Origin of the sequence: Aeromonas sp. Prich7-2 (genome assembly GCF_017939255.1) — a bacterium.
GTDB classification, from domain to species: domain Bacteria; phylum Pseudomonadota; class Gammaproteobacteria; order Enterobacterales; family Aeromonadaceae; genus Aeromonas; species Aeromonas caviae.
Genome location: NZ_JAGKRI010000020.1, coordinates 1 through 18,225, shown reverse-complemented (window position 1 = coordinate 18,225; position 18,225 = coordinate 1). Strand labels below are relative to the sequence as shown.

Annotated in this window: 14 protein-coding genes, 1 tRNA gene and 3 rRNA genes; 14 read left to right on the top strand and 4 right to left on the bottom strand. The window is 61.7% G+C overall.

All coding sequences use genetic code 11. The annotated features are described in order from the left end of the window. From J9892_RS05095 to J9892_RS05045, 11 genes are all read left to right on the top strand, one after another. Window positions 1–126: ribosomal RNA gene (locus J9892_RS05095) — 23S ribosomal RNA — on the top strand; the annotation flags it as partial. A gap of 126 nt (window positions 127–252) precedes the next feature. After that, window positions 253–367, top strand: a 5S ribosomal RNA gene (gene rrf / locus J9892_RS05090). Window positions 368–414: 47 nt separating this feature from the next. After that, window positions 415–490, top strand: a tRNA-Thr gene (locus J9892_RS05085). Between the two features lie 22 nt (window positions 491–512). Further along, window positions 513–627: ribosomal RNA gene (gene rrf, locus J9892_RS05080) — 5S ribosomal RNA — on the top strand. A 164-nt stretch (window positions 628–791) separates the two neighbouring features. Then, window positions 792–1,757, top strand: coding sequence for a transcriptional regulator EbgR (ebgR, locus tag J9892_RS05075; protein ID WP_041214116.1), 966 nt, complete (start codon window positions 792–794; stop codon window positions 1,755–1,757). Between the two features lie 321 nt (window positions 1,758–2,078). After that, window positions 2,079–5,153 (top strand): beta-galactosidase subunit alpha, encoded by a 3,075-nt coding sequence (gene ebgA / locus J9892_RS05070; RefSeq protein WP_210538031.1) that lies wholly within the window; start codon window positions 2,079–2,081, stop codon window positions 5,151–5,153. Beyond that, complete coding sequence (locus J9892_RS05065) at window positions 5,150–5,605, top strand: beta-galactosidase subunit beta (protein WP_103244042.1); 456 nt, start codon at window positions 5,150–5,152, stop codon at window positions 5,603–5,605. The genes ebgA and J9892_RS05065 overlap by 4 nt, the downstream gene beginning before the upstream one ends. A gap of 100 nt (window positions 5,606–5,705) precedes the next feature. Continuing rightward, window positions 5,706–7,151, top strand: a complete 1,446-nt coding sequence (locus J9892_RS05060) for an amino acid permease (protein ID WP_210538030.1) — start codon at window positions 5,706–5,708, stop codon at window positions 7,149–7,151. Between the two features lie 62 nt (window positions 7,152–7,213). Further along, window positions 7,214–7,552, top strand: coding sequence for a tRNA-binding protein (locus tag J9892_RS05055; RefSeq protein WP_043153594.1), 339 nt, complete (start codon window positions 7,214–7,216; stop codon window positions 7,550–7,552). Between the two features lie 166 nt (window positions 7,553–7,718). Further along, entirely contained in the window at window positions 7,719–9,164 is a 1,446-nt protein-coding gene (locus tag J9892_RS05050; protein ID WP_043153592.1) for an amino acid permease, read from the top strand. 272 nt (window positions 9,165–9,436) lie between these two features. Continuing rightward, window positions 9,437–10,408, top strand: a complete 972-nt coding sequence (locus J9892_RS05045) for a bile acid:sodium symporter family protein (RefSeq protein ID WP_043153590.1) — start codon at window positions 9,437–9,439, stop codon at window positions 10,406–10,408. 66 nt (window positions 10,409–10,474) lie between these two features. On the opposite strand, the gene ovoA is transcribed toward J9892_RS05045, so the two are convergent. After that, window positions 10,475–12,622 (bottom strand): 5-histidylcysteine sulfoxide synthase, encoded by a 2,148-nt coding sequence (ovoA, locus tag J9892_RS05040; RefSeq protein WP_171865058.1) that lies wholly within the window; start codon window positions 12,620–12,622, stop codon window positions 10,475–10,477. Window positions 12,623–12,920: 298 nt separating this feature from the next. On the opposite strand from ovoA, the gene J9892_RS05035 reads away from it, so the two are divergent. Continuing rightward, a complete protein-coding gene (locus tag J9892_RS05035; protein WP_171865057.1) occupies window positions 12,921–13,643 on the top strand; it encodes a DUF2807 domain-containing protein in 723 nt (240 codons plus the stop codon). A 72-nt stretch (window positions 13,644–13,715) separates the two neighbouring features. Here J9892_RS05035 and J9892_RS05030 read toward each other — a convergent pair whose 3' ends face one another. From J9892_RS05030 to J9892_RS05020, 3 genes are all read right to left on the bottom strand, one after another. Continuing rightward, window positions 13,716–14,222: a DinB family protein gene (locus tag J9892_RS05030; protein WP_045522459.1), complete on the bottom strand. Its 507-nt coding sequence runs from the start codon at window positions 14,220–14,222 to the stop codon at window positions 13,716–13,718. 63 nt (window positions 14,223–14,285) lie between these two features. Beyond that, window positions 14,286–15,134 carry an S-formylglutathione hydrolase gene (gene fghA, locus J9892_RS05025; RefSeq protein WP_210538029.1) on the bottom strand — a complete coding sequence of 283 codons (849 nt, stop codon included), beginning with the start codon at window positions 15,132–15,134 and terminating at the stop codon, window positions 14,286–14,288. 48 nt (window positions 15,135–15,182) lie between these two features. Further along, complete coding sequence (locus J9892_RS05020; RefSeq protein ID WP_010672469.1) at window positions 15,183–16,310, bottom strand: S-(hydroxymethyl)glutathione dehydrogenase/class III alcohol dehydrogenase; 1,128 nt, start codon at window positions 16,308–16,310, stop codon at window positions 15,183–15,185. Window positions 16,311–16,428: 118 nt separating this feature from the next. On the opposite strand from J9892_RS05020, the gene J9892_RS05015 reads away from it, so the two are divergent. Continuing rightward, window positions 16,429–17,334, top strand: a complete 906-nt coding sequence (locus J9892_RS05015) for a LysR substrate-binding domain-containing protein (RefSeq protein WP_039039541.1) — start codon at window positions 16,429–16,431, stop codon at window positions 17,332–17,334. 166 nt (window positions 17,335–17,500) lie between these two features. Continuing rightward, entirely contained in the window at window positions 17,501–17,941 is a 441-nt protein-coding gene (locus tag J9892_RS05010; RefSeq protein ID WP_103244049.1) for a TM2 domain-containing protein, read from the top strand. Window positions 17,942–18,225: the final 284 nt, after the last annotated feature.

Sequence of the window (18,225 nt, the reverse complement as noted above, 5' to 3'; positions counted from 1 at the left end):
TGAGTCATCCCTGACCCCTTGAGGGTCCTAAAGGGCCGTTGGAGACCACAACGTTGATAGGTGGGGTGTGTAAGCGTAGCGATACGTTGAGCTAACCCATACTAATTACCCGTGAGGCTTAACCATACAACACCCAAGAAGTGTTCGAAGGCTTGTAGCAAATACCAAGCGAACTACTTACAAATTCAGTGATAGCGACAGAGCAAACTAGCAAAGTCGTTATACACGTCAGCTTTCTGGATTAAGATTTTGCCTGGCGGCAATAGCGCAGTGGAACCACCTGACCCCATGCCGAACTCAGAAGTGAAACGCTGTAGCGCCGATGGTAGTGTGGCATTCGCCATGCGAGAGTAGGACACTGCCAGGCACCCAATTTTAGATTACGCATTGAGCGTGGTCTTTACCGGTTAGTGTGCTGATATGGCTCAGTCGGTAGAGCGCATCCTTGGTAAGGATGAGGTCCCCAGTTCGATTCTGGGTATCAGCACCATTTTCAAGCAGTACAGCTTTTGCCTGACGGCAATAGCGCCGTGGAACCACCTGATCCCATGCCGAACTCAGAAGTGAAACGCGGTAGCGCCGATGGTAGTGTGGCATTCGCCATGCGAGAGTAGGACACTGTCAGGCACCTATTCAGAAGAGGCCTCCCATGCGGGAGGCCTTTTTGCATTTCTGTCCTCCCGCCGCAATTCCCTGCTTCTATTTCAGTAAAAATGCTGGGCTATCAAGGGATTGCTCGTTACTCTTTAGCCGTTGCCCGATGAACACGTGATGCTGCCTGCGAGGTATTGATGGCTACGTTGAAGGAAATTGCACAGGAGGCGGGGGTATCGCTTGCTACCGTATCCCGTGTGCTGAACGAGGATCCCAGCCTGAGCGTCAAGGACGAGACCAGGCAGAAGATCTTCGAGATTGCCGAGCGGCTGGAGTACAAGACCAGCAGCGCCCGCAAAGGGGTGCACAAGAGCAAGCTGCAGCTCCTGGCTGTCTACGCCTATCCCCAGAGCACCGAGGTCAACGATCCCTATTACCTCGCCATCCGCTACGGCATCGAGACCCAGTGCACCCGCCTCAACATCGAGCTGGCCCACTGCTACAACGGTGCCGAGGGGCGTGAGCTCTCTGCCGTCGATGGCATCCTGGTCATCGGCCATCTGCCGGAAGAACGGCTGGCCGTGCTACGCGGCCTGTCTGCACAGCTGGTGTTCGTGGATTGCCGCTCTCAGGGGGATTTTGACTCGATTGACGTGGATCTGGCACTCATCAGCCAGCAGGTAGTGGACTTCTTCATCGCCGAGGGCCATCAGCGCATCGGCTATATCGGTGGCCAGGATGATGGCCCGGATCTGCGGGAACTCGCCTTTCGCGATTATGGCCAGCGGCTTGGGGTGGTGCAGGAGAGCGACCTCTATCGCGGAGACTTCTCCAGCGCTTCCGGCTACAAGTTGGCGAAGGAGATGCTGGCCGGTGACTGGCCCAGGGCGCTGTTTGTCGCCTCCGACTCCATCGCCATCGGTGTGCTGCGTGCCATCCACGAGAAGGGACTGGCGATTCCCCAGCAGATCGAGCTTATCAGCGTCAACGATATTCCGACTGCCAAGTTCACCTTCCCGCCGCTCTCAACGGTGCGGATCCACTCCGAGTTGATGGGCTCCCAGGGAGTCAATCTGTTGGTCGAACGGCTGCGGGACGAGCGTGATATTCCCCTTCGGGTGCTGGTACCGAGCAAGTTGACCCTGCGTGGCACTACGCGCTGATTTTAGTAAAATATCCTGCATTTTAGTCGCACCATCTTGCGGTGGTGCGACACCCCTACCAAGCAAACTGCTTTGCCATTTCATCCAATGACGTCACATCACAATGTTTTATAGTTGATTTTACTGCCATTCAGCCAGCTATCATCAACATCCATGCCACACCCATCCGCCCTATTCCCTTTTATCTTCCGCTTCTGATCTCGCTCACAAAACCATCCGCTCACTGTGATCAGGTTAAAACTTTACCTATTCAAAACTGATATTTAGTAAATGTTTATCTAGAGTTTACCCAGTTAACGTTGCCTTGTTCCGGGAGGACATGTGAATAACTGGGAAAACGTCCAATTCGTTGGTGAAAACAGGCTGGCTCCGCGCGCCTACTTCTTCTCTTATGCCGACCACGCGCTGGCGGCCACCATGCAGCGGGAGCTGAGCCGCCGTTTTCTGGGGCTGAGCGGCCAATGGCAGTTCCGCTACTTCGACCACCCCCTGCAGGTGCCGGAGGCCTTCTATCACAGCCCCATGAGCGAATGGGGCCAGATCACCGTGCCCAACATGTGGCAGATGGAAGGACATGGTCAGCTCCAGTACACCGACGAAGGTTTTCCCTTCCCCATAGACGTGCCCTTCGTGCCGACCAACAACCCCACCGGCACCTATCAGCGCAGCTTCACGCTGAGCCCGGCCTGGGACGGCGATCAGGTGATCATCAAGTTTGACGGGGTGGAGACCTACTTCGAGGTCTATGTGAACGGCCACTATGTCGGTTTCAGCAAGGGGAGCCGTCTCACCGCCGAGTTCGATATCAGTGCCTATGCCAAGGTTGGCGAAAACCTGCTGTCGGTGCGGGTGATGCAGTGGGCGGACTCTACCTATATCGAAGATCAGGACATGTGGTGGATGGCGGGGATCTTCCGCGACGTCTATCTGGTGGGCAAACCGGCCGCCCATGTGCAGGACTTCTTTATCCGCACCGCGCTGGCCGACGACAACCGGAGCGCGACCCTGAGCTGCGATATCCAGCTGGAGAACCTGGGGGCAGCAGCCCGTGATCACCGTCTGGTCTGGTCCCTGCTGGATCAGGGCAGCGAGATCGCCAGCGGCTCGCTCGATCATCTCGCCATCGACGGCAAGTGTGATTGCCGCTTCACGCTGGATCTGGCCAACCCCCATCTGTGGAGCGCCGAAGATCCTTACCTCTACCAGCTGCAACTCTCCCTCTACAACGGTCAGGGCAAGCTGCTGGAAGTGATCCCGCAGCGAGTCGGGGTGCGTGAAATTACCGTCAAGGATGGCCTCTTCTACGTCAACGGCCACTACCTCAAGCTGCACGGGGTGAACCGCCACGACAACGACCACCTCAAGAGCCGCGCGGTCGGCATGGATCGGGTGGAGCGCGATATCGTGCTGATGAAGCAGCACAACCTCAACTCGGTGCGCACCGCCCACTACCCGAACGACCCGCGCTTCTACGAGCTGTGCGACCAGTACGGCCTGTTTGTGATGGCGGAGACCGACGTGGAGACTCACGGTTTTGCCAACGTCGGCGATCTCAGCCGCATCACCGACGATCCCTTCTGGGAGCCGGTGTTCGTGGATCGCATCGAGCGCCATGTGCACGCCCAGAAGAACCACCCCTCCATCATCATCTGGTCGCTCGGCAACGAGTCCGGCTACGGCTGCAACATCAGAGCCATGTACCAGCGCTGCAAGGGGATCGACCCGACCCGGCTGGTGCACTACGAAGAAGATCGAGACGCCGAGGTGGTGGATGTGGTGAGCACCATGTACTCCCGCGTCTCCCAGATGAACTGCTTCGGCGAGTTCCCGATGGAGAAGCCGCGTATCCTCTGCGAATACGCCCACGCCATGGGCAACGGCCCGGGTGGCCTGAGCGAATACCAGCAGGTGTTTGACCGCCATCCCCACATTCAGGGCCACTATATCTGGGAGTGGTGCGATCACGGCATTCTGGATCAGGACGAGCAGGGCCGCCCGGTCTACAAGTACGGCGGCGACTACGGCGACTACCCCAACAACTACAACTTCTGCATGGATGGCCTCATCTACCCGGATCAGACCCCGGGGCCGGGGCTGCGCGAATACAAGCAGGTGATCTGCCCGGTCAAGGTGCGCGCGCTGGATCTGGCGAGCGGCAAGCTTGAGCTGGAAAACCGCTACTGGTTCTCCACTCTCGACGACATCCGCCTGCTGGTTGAAGTGAAGGCCGAGGGCGAACTGCTGGCCAGCCAGCAAATCCGGCTGGAAGGGGTGGCCCCCGGTGCCACCACCGAGTTGCAGCTCGAACTGCCATCCCTGGATGGGCGGGAAACCTTCGTCCAGCTGCGGGTCATCAAGGCCAGTGCGACCCGCTACAGCGCGGCGGAGCACGAGCTGGGCCAGTACCAGTTCCAGCTGAAAGAGTCGACTCGCCAGCTGCAGCCCTTTGCCAACCCCAACGCCACTCCGTTGCAGATTGCCGATGAGCGCCTCGCGCTGACCTTGAGCGGCAGCGGCTTTGCCCTGCGCTTCTCGCGCCTCGACGGCAAGCTGGTGAGCTGGCAGCAGGATGGTATCGAACTCATCGAGCGAGCCCCACGCCTCACCTTCTTCAAGCCGATGATCGACAACCACAAGCAGGAGTACGAGAGCCTGTGGCACCCGAACCACCTGCAGATCATGCAGGAGCACTTCCGCACCTTAAGCTGGCGTCAGCTGGGCGAGGCGGTCGAGGTGACGGTTGAGAGTCTGATCGCGCCGCCGGTGTTCGACTTCGGCATGCGCTGCCGCTACGTCTACACCCTGAGCCCGAACGGCCAGCTGCACGTGGCACTGTCCGGCCAGCCCTACGGCGGTTATGACGACATCATCCCCAAGATCGGCTTCGAGCTGGGCATTCGTCAGGATCTCGACCGGTTGCACTACTACGGCATGGGGCCGGGCGAGAACTATCAGGACAGCCGCCAGAGCAACTGGATCGACAGCTTCCAGAGCACAGTCAGCGAGATGTGGGAGCACTACCCCTTCCCGCAGGACAACGGCAACCGCCAGCAGGTGCGCTGGGCGACCCTGACCAATCGTCACGGTGCCGGTCTCTACGTGCGGCCCGATACCCCCATCAACCTGAGCGTCTGGCCCTACAGCTGGGAGCATATTCACGGGGCGCAACACATCAACGAGCTGGAGCCTAGCGGTTATCTCACCCTCAATCTGGATCACAAGGTGCTGGGGCTCGGTTCCAACTCCTGGGGCTCCGAGGTGCTGGACTCCTGGCGGGTGCGCTTCGAGCCGTTCAGCTTCGGCCTGACCCTGCTGCCCATCGCCCGTGGCAACCTCAATCCGGCTGCGCTGGCCGGGCTCGACCTCACCATCAACGGCGGGAGGAACCTCGCATGATCACCCTGGACAACCTGACCCTGTTCAAAAATATCTACCGGGAGGGCAAGAAGTGGGGCCGCTGCGTGGAGGCCATCAACAATCTGGCCAACCTCAAGCCCGGCATCTGCCACTCCATCGGTGACTCCCTCACCTACCGCTTGCAGGAGGGGGCCAGCCCGGCCACCTCCCTGTTCGAGGGGCAGCGCCGTTACTTCGACGTTCACTACTACCTGGAAGGGGCAGAGACGGTGGAGTGGGCTGCCAAGAGCGAGCTGGCGGTCGAGCAGGCTTACGACGACACCACCGACCGCGAGTGGCTGGCCGGCGAGGTGCGCGAGCGCCAGAAAGTCGGCAACGGTCAGGTGGTGATCTTCGAGAACGACGAGGCTTACCGGTTCACAGGCGACAGCCCGGTGCGCAAGGTGATCATCAAGGTCACCGTCGAAGGCGGCTACTTCAAGAACAAATAACAAGCCGCTGGTCTGCACTGACAAAGCCGGAAGGGCGGGGTTCACCCTACAACCCATACCCCGCCCTTTCGTGAGATAACTACAGGTCTGGAGATGCACCATGTCTGATTCCAAACGCAATACGATAGGCAAGTTTGGTCTGCTGTCGCTCACCTTCGCGGCGGTATTCAGCTTCAACAACGTCATCAACAACAACATCGAGATCGGTCTGGCCTCGGCCCCGATGTTCTTTCTGGCCACCATTTTTTACTTCATTCCGTTTTGCCTGATCATTGCGGAATTTGTGTCACTGAATAAGAACTCCGAAGCGGGGGTTTACGCCTGGGTGAAGAGCTCCCTCGGCGGTCGCTGGGCATTTATCTCCGCCTACACCTACTGGTTCGTGAACCTCTTCTTCTTCACCTCGCTGCTGCCGCGGGTTATCGCCTACGCCTCCTATGCCTTCCTCGGCTACGAGTACATTCTCACCCCGGTGGCGACCACGGCCTTGAGCATGGTGCTGTTTGCCTTTGCCACCTACGTTTCCACCAACGGCGCCAGGATGCTCGGCCCCATCACCTCGGTGACCTCGTCCCTGATGCTGCTGCTGACCCTCTCCTACATCCTGTTGGCGGGTGCGGCACTGGTGGGCGGCGTGCAACCGGCTGACCCCATCACGGTAGAGGCCATGATCCCCGATTTCAGCTGGGCCTTCCTCGGCATCACCACCTGGATCTTTATGGCAGCCGGTGGCGCCGAGTCGGTCGCGGTCTACGTCAATGACGTGAAAGGCGGCTCCAAGTCCTTCGTGAAGGTGATCATCGTCGCCGGGATCTTTATCGGCGTGCTCTACTCCATCGCATCCCTGTTGATCAACGTGTTCGTCCACAGCGACACCCTGAAATACACCGGCGGCTCGGTGCAGGTGTTCGAGGGGCTGGCGGCTTACTTCGGCCTGCCGGAGATCCTGATGAACCGCTTCGTGGGTCTGGTCTCCTTCACCGCCATGTTCGGCTCCCTGCTGATGTGGACCGCGACCCCGGTGAAGATCTTCTTCTCCGAGATCCCGGCCGGCATCTTCGGCAAGAAAACCGTCGAGCTGAACGAGAACGGCGTGCCCGCCCGTGCAGCCTGGATCCAGTACCTCATCGTGCTGCCGCTGATGGTGATCCCGACCCTGGGCTCCAACACAGCGCAGGATCTGATGAACACCGTCATCAACATGACCGCTGCCGCTTCCATGCTGCCGCCGCTGTTCATCATGCTGGCCTACCTCAATCTGCGCCTGAAGCTCGACCACCTGCCACGGGAGTTCAAGATGGGGTCGCGCACCACCGGCATCGCCGTGGTGTCGGTGCTGATCGCCATCTTCTCGGTGGGCTTCCTCGCCTCCACCTTCCCGACCGGCGCCGACATCATGACCATCGTCTTCTACAACGTCGGCGGGATCGTGATTTTCCTCGGCTTCGCCTGGTGGAAATACAACCGATACGAGGCCTCCCTCAGCGCCGAGGCGCGCGCGAAAGAGGCCCAGCCGGCGGCGCAGGTCGTCATCCAGCCGTCATGACCCCATCAAACCGGGTGGCCGTTGGCCACCCGCAAACCGTTGAACCAGAAAAGGAAAAGTGCATGAGCGAGACGATCGAGTTTGCCGAATTCAAACGGGTCGAGATGAAGGTGGGCAAGGTGCTGGAGGTGGTGCGTCACCCCGGTGCCGACAAACTCTACATCGTCCAGATCGACGTGGGTGGCGAGCGGCCGCTGCAGACCGTCACCAGTCTGGTGCCTTACTACAGCGAAGAGGAGCTGATGGGCAGCGAGGTGGTGGTACTGACCAACTTGAAACCCACCAGGATGCGCGGCGAGCGCTCCGAGTGCATGTTGCTCTGCGCCGAGACCCCGGACGAGCGCCAGAGCGTGCTGTTGCAGCCGCGGGTGCCGATGGCGCCGGGCACCCCGATCGTCTGAACGGGATTGCGAGCCGGTGCGGGAGACGGCACCGGTTCACCAACGAGGTCGTCCACGCGGGCCGATCATAACAAGAGAGTAACGCGCGGGGCCGACAGACCCTTGCCGAACACATCACAGAGTCACAGCGTTACCCGCAAGGAGCGCAAGTCCACTGGAGGACACCATGTCTGAATCCGTACGCGGCACCATAGGCAAGTTTGCCCTGTTGTCGATGACCTTTGCCGCCGTGTTCAACGTGCGCAACATCGTCAACAACAACATCGAGCTGGGGCTCAGCTCCGCCCCCATCTTCCTGCTGGCGACCATCGTCTACTTCATCCCGTTCGTCTTCATCATCGCCGAGTTCGTCTCGGCCAATAAAAACTCCGAGTCGGGGATGTACGACTGGCTGAAAAAGCCGCTCGGCACCCGGATGGCCTATCTGGGCTCGTTTCTCTACTGGTTCGTGAATCTGTTCTGGTTCGTCTCCCTGCTGCCCAACGTCATCGCCTACGCCTCCTACGCCATGCTGGGCTATGAGTACAGCTTCTCGCCCATGGTCACCTCGGTCATCTCCATCGTGCTGTTTGCGGCGGCGACCCACATCTCCACCAAGGGGGCGAGCTGGCTCGGCAAGATTGCCGAGATCGTGGCCTACGGGGTATTTGCCCTGTTCGCCATCTATGTGCTGGGCGCCCTGATGGCCCTCGGTGGCGATCATGTGCCGGCCCAGCCCATCACCCTGGCGGCGATGACACCCACCGTCAACTGGGCGACGCTGGGCATCATGTGCTGGATCTTCCAGGCGGCGGGCGGTGCCGAGACGGCGGCGGCCTACCTCAATGACGTGAAGGGGGGTCAGAAGTCCTTCATCAAGGTGATCATCAGCGCCGGTATCGTCATCGGTGCCATGTATGCCCTCGGTTCCCTGCTGGTGAACGTGTTCGTGCCGCGCGAGAGCCTCACCTACGCCGGCGGCATGGTGGAGATCTTCACCGGCATGGCCCAGTACTTCCAGCTGTCGGAAGCGCTGGTGGGCCGCTTCGTCGGCGTGGTGCTGTTTATCGCCATGTTCGGCTCCATGATGATGTGGACCTCGGCGCCGGTGAAGATCCACTTCTCCGAGATCCCGCAGGGGGTTTACGGCGAGAAGACCACCCAGCTCAACGAGCACGGCGTGCCGGTGCGTGCCGCCTGGTGGCAGTTTGTCTTCGTGTTCGCGATGCTGGTGGTCAACGGCTTCGGCTCCGAGTCGGTGCAGCAGATGATGAACACCGCCATCAACCTCACCGCCGGTACCGCCATGTTGCCGCCGATCTTCATCATGGTGGCCTACTTCGTGTTCCGCTGGAAACATGACGACACCCCCCGCGAGTTCCGCATGGGGTCGCGCACCTTCGGGATGGGGGTGGTGTCGGTGCTGATCGCCATCTTCGTGGTGAGCATGAGCGCCTCCGCCTTCCCGAGCGGGGTGGATCTGGTGCGCGCCTTCTTCATCAATGTCTTCATGACCGCGGTCTTCTCGGCGCTGGCCTACTGGTGGATCTCCCGCTTCGAGAAACGGCAGGCCCGTAAGCTCGCCAGCAATGAGAAGAAAAGCGGTAGCGGCACCCTGGCCAGCCAGCGCTGATCGGCATGTGGCAAACAGGAGGCGGGCGACCAGGGTCGCCCGTTTTTGTTGGCCGGATCCGGGGCCGGAGGGGCAAAATCGTTTAGTTTTGCTGTGAGAATGCGCGTTATCGTTTAACAAAATGAAACAAATGAGGCTGCCGCTCAACTTTGCACCACAGGGTGTTCGGGGTAAGCTTGTCCCTTCGTATCCGGGGTCGTCGCCTGATGACGCCTTCCCCGTGCCCTGTCGTCCCCATCCCGTGCGGGACGCGCTTTCTCTGGAGACTCTCCGTGCGTCTGGATCCTTTTACCTCTGTGCTGATTGCCGTGGTGGCCCTGGCCTCCTTCTTCCCCTGCGAGGGGCAGGTGGCCGTCTGGTTCGGTCTGCTGACCAAGCTGGCGGTGGCGCTGCTCTTCTTCATGCACGGTGCCAAGCTGTCGCGCCAGAACCTGATGGCGGGCCTCGGCCACTGGCGGCTGCACCTGGTGGTGATGGCGAGCACCTTCCTGCTCTTCCCGCTGTTGGGGCTCTTGCTCACGCCGCTGGTGCCCCAGTGGCTGAGCCCGGCCATCTATCTCGGTTTCTTGTATCTGTGCGCCCTGCCCGCCACCGTGCAGTCGGCCATCGCCTTCACCTCCATGGCGGGCGGCAATGTGTCGGCGGCGGTGTGCAGCGCCTCGGCCTCCAGCATCCTCGGCATCTTCCTCTCGCCGGTGCTGGTGGGGCTGATGATCAATGTGCAGGGGGAGGGGGTCGATACCTGGCACTCCATTCAGGCCATCATGGTGCAGCTGATGCTGCCCTTCGTGGTGGGGCACCTGTCACGCCCCCTCATCGGTGGCTGGGTTGACAGCCACCGGCCACTCATCGGCAAGCTGGATCAGAGCTCCATCCTGCTGGTGGTCTATGTGGCCTTCAGCGAGGCGGTGGTACAGGGGATCTGGCACCAGGTCGGTTGGTACGATCTCGCCAGCATCGTGCTGCTGAGCTGCGTGCTGCTGGCACTGGTGCTGGGGTGGAACGTCTGGATCAGCCGTCGCCTCGGTTTCAACAGGGCGGACGAGATCACCATCGTCTTCTGCGGCTCCAAGAAGAGCCTGGCCAACGGGGTGCCCATGGCCAACGTCATGTTCCCCGCCGCCAGCGTCGGGGTCATGGTGCTGCCGCTGATGATCTTCCACCAGATCCAGCTGATGGTGTGCGCCGTGCTGGCCCGCCGCTACCACGAGCAGGAGGCCCTGCCCCAGGTACAGGAGGGGTAAGCGGTCCGGATAAAGAAGAGGGAGGCCATGGGCCTCCCTCTTTCGTTTGCCGCGTCTGCCGCGTCGTCAGCGTTTGCGCCAGACGGTGAGCTGGGCCACCGTGTGCTGGTACTTGCGGGCGGTCTCGCGGATGACGAAGGGGACGTCCCGCGGGGGCATGTGCTCCTCGAACTCCTCCGCCAGCAGCCGTTGCAGCGCCTGATAGGTGCCGAGGGCCTCGCCGTTTTCCCGGATGCCACCGAGCCAGTTGGCCTTGGGGGTGTAGTCGGTCAGCCAGGTGTAGGGGCTGGTGAGCACCAGCAGGCCACCGCTGCGCAGGCGCGGAGCAATGTCCCGCAGGAAGCGGGCGGGCTCCCGCAGCCGGTCGATGAGGTTGGAGGCGAGCACCAGATCGTAGTCGCCGTACCTGGGCTTGAGGTTGCAGGCATCCCCCTGGCTGAAGTGGACCCGCTCGCTCTGCTCGCGACCAAGCTCGTGGCGGGAGAGGCGCGCCTCGCAATACTCCACCAGATCCCCTTCCACCGGCACCGCATAGCGGAAGCTGTCCTGTCTTGCCAGGGTCAGGGCCACGTCGATGAAGCGGGCCGAGTAGTCCACCCCGTCCACGTGGGCGAAGCGGCGAGCCAGTTCGAAGCTGGCGCGGCCGGTGGCGCAGCCGATGTCGAGCGCCCGCTCATGGCGGCCACAGAGCTCGCTGGCAAGACTGGCCAGAACCTCGGCGTAGTTGGCGACCCCGAAGTGGCTCGGGCCGTACTGGAAGTCGAGATACTGGGCGACGAGCGTGTCGGTTTCATAGGGGTTCACGATGACGGGCTCCTGATGGCGCGAGACCAGGTAGCGGAAGCCCGCGTGCTGGAAGAAGTGGCGACGGAAGGCGTAGCGGGAGGATTTGAGCGCCTCGTTGCCGGTGCTGATCCAGCTCCCGCCCTTGATGAGGGTGTGCTTGCCGTCGAAGGTGGGGGTGGAGAAGTCGTCGTAGAGGGGGTGCACCTTGAACCCCTCGAAGCCGTCGATGGCGGTGCTGGTCCACTGCCAGACGTTGCCCACCAGATCGAAGAAGCTGCCCTGGGGGCAGGCATCCACCGGGCAGGAGGAGGCGAAGCGGGCCAGGTTGATGTTGCCGGGGGCCTCCATCCAGTCCGGCTGATCGCCGGCCAGTTGCTCCCGCAGCAGCATCCACTCCCCCTCGCTTGGCAGCTGGACGGGCAGGCCGGTCTGATCCGCCTTCCAGCGGCAGAAGGCGGCGGCCTCCAGCTGGTTCACCTCCACCGGCCAGTCCCAGGGCATGGGGACCTGCTCGGTCATCAGCCGCAGTTGCAACTGCTCGGGTTCGAGGGGATCGCCGACCCAGAAGGTAGGCATGCGGGCGTTGGCATACTGGCGCCAGCCCCGGCCCTCGTCATCCCACCAGGCGGGCGCTTCATATCCGCCCGCCTGCACGAAGGCCAGGTACTCGGCGTTGCTCACCAGCATGCGGCTGGCCTGGAAGGGGGCCAGCTCGATGTGGCGCTCGCCGTATTCGTTGTCCCAGCCGTAGGTGGCATCCTGCTTGCCGAGTCGCACCTGGCCGCCGGCCACCGGCAGCAGGGTGTTGACGGGGACGGCGGCGAGATCGTGGCGCGCCTCGGGGCAGACCGGCCACTGGGGCTGGCTGCGCACCCAGGCCAGGGGCAGCTGGCGGATCAGCACGCTGGAGGTCTCGAGGTGGATGCGCTCGTGCTCTATGCCCATCAGGATGACCCAGGCCGGGCTCTGCCAATGGATGGGCAGCTCGATCGGCATCCGCTCGATGAACTCACACACCAGGGCGCGCACCCGGCCGCGGTAGTCACGCAGTTCGGCCACCGTGGGCCAGTCGTAGTGGGTTTCGTCCAGATCGTCCCAGCTCATCTCGTCCACCCCGATGGCGACCAGGGCCTCGATGCGGGCGTCGAGCCGACTCTCGATGAGACGGGCCGCCAGCAGCTTGTTGACGAAGAAGGCGGCGGTATGGCCGTAGTAGAAGATGAGCGGGTGGCGCAGGGGGATCGCCTTGTTGAACCAGGCCCGCTCGTCGGCCAGGCAGTCGAACAGCGAGTCGTAGAGATCGAAGGTCTGGCAGAAGTAGGCGAGCAGCTCGCGGCGCTTGTGGTCGGGATCGTCGCCGGTCAGCAGCGGGGTGCGGGTGGGGGCAGGCAGGCCCGGATGGACGAATGGGTGGCTGGCTTGGGTCACGCTCTGACTCCTTGTTGATTCTGGCGGGTGAAGCAGCGATGGAGTGCTCTATACGCACCAGGTATCACTATTGGCTCAACGAACCGGGGCGGCAACCAAAAAAATGGGTCAACACCCCCCTTCGGGTGTGGTCAGATTGACCAGATTGTGGTCTGAATGACTCTTTGTTATGGACCCTTCGAGCCTCGAAATATTGAAATGGATAGATAAATCATGATGTTAGCTATATGGCACAGGGTTTGCTGATTGCCACTCACCTGCCGCGCCGTGCGGCAAAGAGGAAACGAGGAGTAGCGGGATGAAATGGATGCTGGGAGTGGTGCTGGCCCTGGGACTGACCGGATGCAGCTGGCAGGATGACGTCAAGGTGCGCGGGGAGGGGGCCGTGGTGGAGCAGCAGCATCCCCTGGGGCATGAGGTGACCCGGGTGCTGGCGGGCGTGCCCGCCAACCTGTACCTGGTGGCGGGAGAGAGCCACACCCTCAGGGTCAAGGGGGAGGCCAACCTGCTGCCCTATCTGGTGCTCACCGAGAAGGGGGAGAAGCTGGAGATCGAGGTCAAGGATGGCTACCGGCTCGACCCCACCCAGCCGCTGGAGATCACCATCACCCTGCCGACGCTGCACGAGTTGGCACTGGCGGGAGTTGGCAACGGCACCTTGCGCGACTTCAAGGGGGATGATCTGGTGCTCTCCCTGGCGGGCACGGGGGACATCGTCGCCAGCGGGCTGACGCTGGATCGGCTGGAGGGCAACATCGCCGGGCTGGGCAACCTGGATCTGGGGCAGGGCTCCGCCCGGGTGATGGCGCTGAACATCGCCGGCGCCGGTGGCGTCAAGGGGGCCGGGCTCGCCAGCGAGGAGGTCGAGGTGAGCATCGCCGGCAGTGGCGAGGTCGAGGTGCGGGCCCGGTCGCGGCTCAAGATAGAGATCGCTGGTGCCGGTGCGGTCAACTACTGGGGCAGCCCAGCGCTGACCAGCGAGATCGCGGGCTCGGGTCAGGTGAGTCGGTTGGGGAGCTGATCCCATCACCGCAACAATGAAAAAGGCCCCTCGGGGCCTTTTTTGCAGGATGTGACACTGTGGGGCGACGCCTCACTCGAGGGGGAGTGCGAGGCCCAGATCGGCGTTCAGGCGCATCAGCAGCCACTGCATGCCGGCGAGGTGCTGGTGGTCATGGCTGACGAGCAGGCGCACCAGCCCGTCCAGGGTCACCTCCCCATAGCCGCCATAGCGGGCGCGGCGCTGCCAGGCGTCGGACGGCACCGTCTTCAGCCATTCGACGGTCTGCAGGCGGGCGGTGCGAAACCGGTCGAGCTGCGTGGCGGTATCCTGCCGGGAGTAATCATGGTCCAGCGCGAGCTGATAGCCATCGAGGGAGGCGAGCTCCGGCAGGCTTTCTGCCAGGGTGCGACGAAACCGCACCTGATAGCCCAGCACCTCGATGTCCAGCAGGTGGCAGAGGTGCCCCCTGGCACTGAAACGCTCGGAGGGGATCCCGGCCCAGTTGGCGGGTTCCCAGTCCAGGTGGTCGGTGGGGACCTGTGCCAGCAGCCGCTCGAACTGATCAGGCATGGCCAGCAATGTGGTGAAGAGAGGCATCCTTGTCTCCTGTTTCCGGGTGAATGGCCGCCCGCTGACGGGGCGGCCACGAGCGGGTCAGCCTCAGGCCGGTTCGCCCAGGTGGTTGGCGTGAAAGCGCAGGTGCGCCTCGATGAAGCTCGCCACGAAGTAATAGCTGTGGTCGTAGCCGGCATGGCGGTTGAGCGTCAGGGGCCACGCCCGGGTGGCGGCCACTTCGGCCAGGGTGTCGATGCCGAGCTGCTCCGCCAGGAAGGGGTCGTCCAGCCCCACGTCCACCAGGGTCGGCAGGGGCGGGCTGTCGTGGTGGCGCAGCAGCTGGCAGGCATCCCACTCCTGCCACAGCAGGGGGTTGTTGCCGAGGTAGGCGCCGAGGGCCTTCTGGCCCCAGGGGCAGCGGCTCGGGTGGCTGATGGGGCTGAAGGCCGACACCGAGCGGTAGCGACCCGGCTCGCGCAGGGCGGCCATGAGGGCGCCGTGGCCCCCCATGGAGTGGCCGCTGATGGCGCGCTTCGTCGAGACCGGGAAGTGGGTCTCGATGAGCTCGGGCAGCTCCCGGGTGACGTAATCGTACATCTGGTAGTGATCCCGCCAGGGGGTCTGGGTGGCGTTGACGTAGAAACCCGCCCCCATGCCGAGGTCATAGCCGGGATCGTCCGCCACCCCTTCACCGCGGGGGCTGGTGTCCGGCGCTACCAGGGCGATGCCGAGCTCGGCGGCGATGCGCTGGGCCCCGGCTTTTTGCATGAAGTTCTCGTCGGTGCAGGTGAGACCGGAGAGCCAGTAGAGCACCGGCACTTTCTGGCCGGTGAGGGCCTGGGGCGGCAGGTAGATGGCGAAGCGCATCTCGCACCCCAGCACATTGGAGCGGTGGCGATACTGCTTGTGCCAGCCGCCGAAGCTCTTGTTGCTGCTGATGATGTCCAGATTCATGTAAGGACTCCTTGCCCCGCCCATGCGATGGGCGGGGCGCTCATGGGATCAGTAGTGGATGACGGTGCGGATGCTCTTGCCTTCGTGCATCAGATCGAACGCCTCGTTGATCTGCTCGAGGGGCATGGTGTGGGTGATGAAGTCGTCCAGCTTGAACTCACCCTGCATGTAGCGCTGTACGTAGCTCGGCAGCTCGCTGCGACCGCGCACGCCCCCGAAGGCGCTGCCGCGCCACACCCGGCCGGTGACCAGCTGGAACGGACGGGTGCTGATCTCCTGGCCCGCACCGGCCACGCCGATGATGACGGATTCGCCCCAGCCCTTGTGGCAGCACTCCAGCGCCGCGCGCATCACCTTGACGTTGCCGATGCACTCGAAGGAGAAGTCGACGCCGCCGTCGGTCATCTCGACGATCACCTCCTGGATGGGCTTGTCGAACGTGTTCGGGTTGATGCAGTCGGTGGCGCCCAGCTTGCGGGCCAGCTCGAATTTGCTCTCGTTGATGTCGATGGCGATGATGCGGCCGGCCTTGGCCAGGCGCGCGCCTATGATGGCGGAGAGGCCGATGCCCCCCAGCCCGAAGATGGCGACGCTCTCACCCTCTTTCACCTTGGCGGTGTTCATCACGGCGCCGATGCCGGTGGTGACGCCGCAGCCCAGCAGGCAGACCTCTTCCAGGGGGGCGGCCGGATCCACCTTGGCGATGGAGATCTCGGGCAGCACCGTGTATTCGCTGAAGGTGGAGGTGCCCATGTAGTGGTAGATGGGCTGGCCGTCCTTGGAGAAGCGGGTGGTGCCGTCCGGCATCAGCCCCTTGCCCTGGGTGGCGCGGATCTTCTGGCACAGGTTGGTCTTGCCGGATTTGCAGAACTTGCACTCGCCGCACTCGGGGGTGTAGAGCGGGATCACGTGATCGCCGACCTTGACGCTGGTGACGCCCTCGCCGACGGACTCGACGATACCGCCCCCTTCATGGCCCAGGATGCAGGGGAAGACCCCTTCCGGATCTTCACCGGAGAGGGTGAAGGCATCGGTGTGGCAGACGCCGGTCGCGACGATCCGCACCCGCACCTCGCCGGCCTGGGGCGGCATGACCTCGACCTCTTCGATGGAGAGGGGCTGACCCGGTCCCCAGGCGATGGCGGCTTTACACTTGATGCTCTGAACCTGTGCCATGAATGACGTCCTCGTAGTGGTTGGATGAACGGAAATGAGTTCGGAGATCCAGTGTAGTTTCCCGCCGATTTGGTGATAATAACGCTAAGTATCAAATCACTTTTACACACAGGTAATAATGTTCGGCTGGGAAGGGGTCTGTGAATTTGTCAGCGTGGCGGAGCAGGGGGGCTTTACCCCGGCCGCGCGCAAGCTCGGGGTGTCGGTGGCCCAGGTGAGCCGCCAGGTGGCGCAGCTCGAAGACAGGCTGCAGGCCAAGCTGCTGCTGCGCACCACCCGCCAGGTGCGACTCACCGAACTCGGGGAGATCTATTTTCGCCACTGCCGCCAGTTGCTGGACAACCTCTACGAGGCGGAGCTGGCGGTGGGACGCCATCAGGCGGTGCCCCAGGGCTCCTTGCGCATCACGGCCCCGGTCTCCTACGGCGAGAGCCGCATCGCCCCCCTGGTGAACGACTTCATGGTGCGCTTCCCCCAGCTGGAGGTGACCCTCAACCTCACCAACCAGTTGCTGGATCTGGTGCACGAGGGGTTCGATCTGGCGATCCGCCTCGGCCACCTCAAGGATTCGACCCTAGTGGCCCGCAAGCTGGCGCAGCGGGTACCCTATGTGTGCGCCTCCCCCGCCTACACCGCCCGCCACGGCATGCCCAACAGTCTCTCGGAGCTGGCCCGTCACACCTGCCTGGTGGGCAACGGGGACGAGTGGCACTTCACCCTGAACGGTAAACCCCACAGCGTGCGGGTACGCGGTCTGCTTCAGTGCAACAGCGGCCACGCCCTGCTGGATGCGGCCATCAAGGGGATCGGCATCATCCAGCTGCCGGACTACTACGTGAGCGACCACCTCGCCCGGGGGGAGCTCATCGAGCTGCTGCCGGAGTTGCGGGCCCCCGAGGAGGGGATCTGGGCCCTCTATCCCCACAACCGCCACCTCTCCCCCAAGGTGCGGCTGCTGGTGGACTATCTGGCCGAGCGCCTCAGCGATCCCCACCAACCCGCTCTGGTTCGGCCCATCGGTTGATGGGGGCGATACAGGTATAAGAAAGAGGCTTGAATGGGTTGGTAGAATACAAGTATTCATAAATGAATTTTTGTTTCAAATGAGCCTTTGTTGTTGTAGCCTGTCAAACGCAATAGACCTGCTCATACCGGGTCTTTATCCTCTTATTGCTAAAGGACAGATAATAATGAAAGGCACGGTTATTGATTTTAATGAATCAGCTCGTACTGGTTTGATTTCTGGGGATGATAGTAATAGATATCAGTTTGACATTATTGAATGGAAAGGGAATCAGCTCCCGAGGAGTGGCTTGAAAGTTGATTTTTCTATTGAAGGCGAGCATGCAAAAGCCATCTATGCCATAGCCTCTAATGCTGGTTCTTCCAAGAAGGTCGCAGCTGCGCTGTTTGCATTTTTCCTGGGCGCTTTCGGTGCTCACAAGTTCTACCTGGGTTACACCAAACAAGGTGTGATCATGCTGCTGATATTTCTGCTTGGTTTCATTCTGCTTGGTTTGCCGTCGGTTGTTATCGGGATCATTGCCTTCATCGAATTTGTTGTTTATATCTCCAAGTCAGATGAAGAATTTGAGCAGACCTATATTATCAATAAGAAAGTATGGTTCTAGCCGATAAATTACCCGGCTAATTACAGGTTTGTTGATATGTTGTGCTGATGAAGGAATAACCCGTTCTTTGACAAGGCCGGGTTATTTTTCTATTCAGCCAAGAACATCCTGGATATCTCAAAGAAAAGGCCCGCATGTGCGCAATGCTGATCAGTTAAGGATCCATTGACCGATCCTTCTGCTGTAGGACAATCCGGAACCAATCACTGGTTCCGGATTTTTTTATGTCTATTGCAAACGATCTGAACGATGTTGTTGAGGCATCTGGCGACATGCTGGCTCGG

Excerpts from the sequence above, each read along its gene's own strand:
- ebgR (WP_041214116.1), top strand. The coding sequence starts at position 792 with ATGGCTACGTTGAAGGAAATTGCACAGGAGGCGGGGGTATCGCTTGCT.
- J9892_RS05065 (WP_103244042.1), top strand. The coding sequence starts at position 5,150 with ATGATCACCCTGGACAACCTGACCCTGTTCAAAAATATCTACCGGGAG.
- J9892_RS05060 (WP_210538030.1), top strand. The coding sequence starts at position 5,706 with ATGTCTGATTCCAAACGCAATACGATAGGCAAGTTTGGTCTGCTGTCG.
- J9892_RS05055 (WP_043153594.1), top strand. The coding sequence starts at position 7,214 with ATGAGCGAGACGATCGAGTTTGCCGAATTCAAACGGGTCGAGATGAAG.
- J9892_RS05050 (WP_043153592.1), top strand. The coding sequence starts at position 7,719 with ATGTCTGAATCCGTACGCGGCACCATAGGCAAGTTTGCCCTGTTGTCG.
- J9892_RS05035 (WP_171865057.1), top strand. The coding sequence starts at position 12,921 with ATGAAATGGATGCTGGGAGTGGTGCTGGCCCTGGGACTGACCGGATGC.
- J9892_RS05030 (WP_045522459.1), bottom strand. The coding sequence starts at position 14,222 with ATGCCTCTCTTCACCACATTGCTGGCCATGCCTGATCAGTTCGAGCGG.
- fghA (WP_210538029.1), bottom strand. The coding sequence starts at position 15,134 with ATGAATCTGGACATCATCAGCAGCAACAAGAGCTTCGGCGGCTGGCAC.
- J9892_RS05020 (WP_010672469.1), bottom strand. The coding sequence starts at position 16,310 with ATGGCACAGGTTCAGAGCATCAAGTGTAAAGCCGCCATCGCCTGGGGA.
- J9892_RS05015 (WP_039039541.1), top strand. The coding sequence starts at position 16,429 with ATGTTCGGCTGGGAAGGGGTCTGTGAATTTGTCAGCGTGGCGGAGCAG.
- J9892_RS05010 (WP_103244049.1), top strand. The coding sequence starts at position 17,501 with ATGAAAGGCACGGTTATTGATTTTAATGAATCAGCTCGTACTGGTTTG.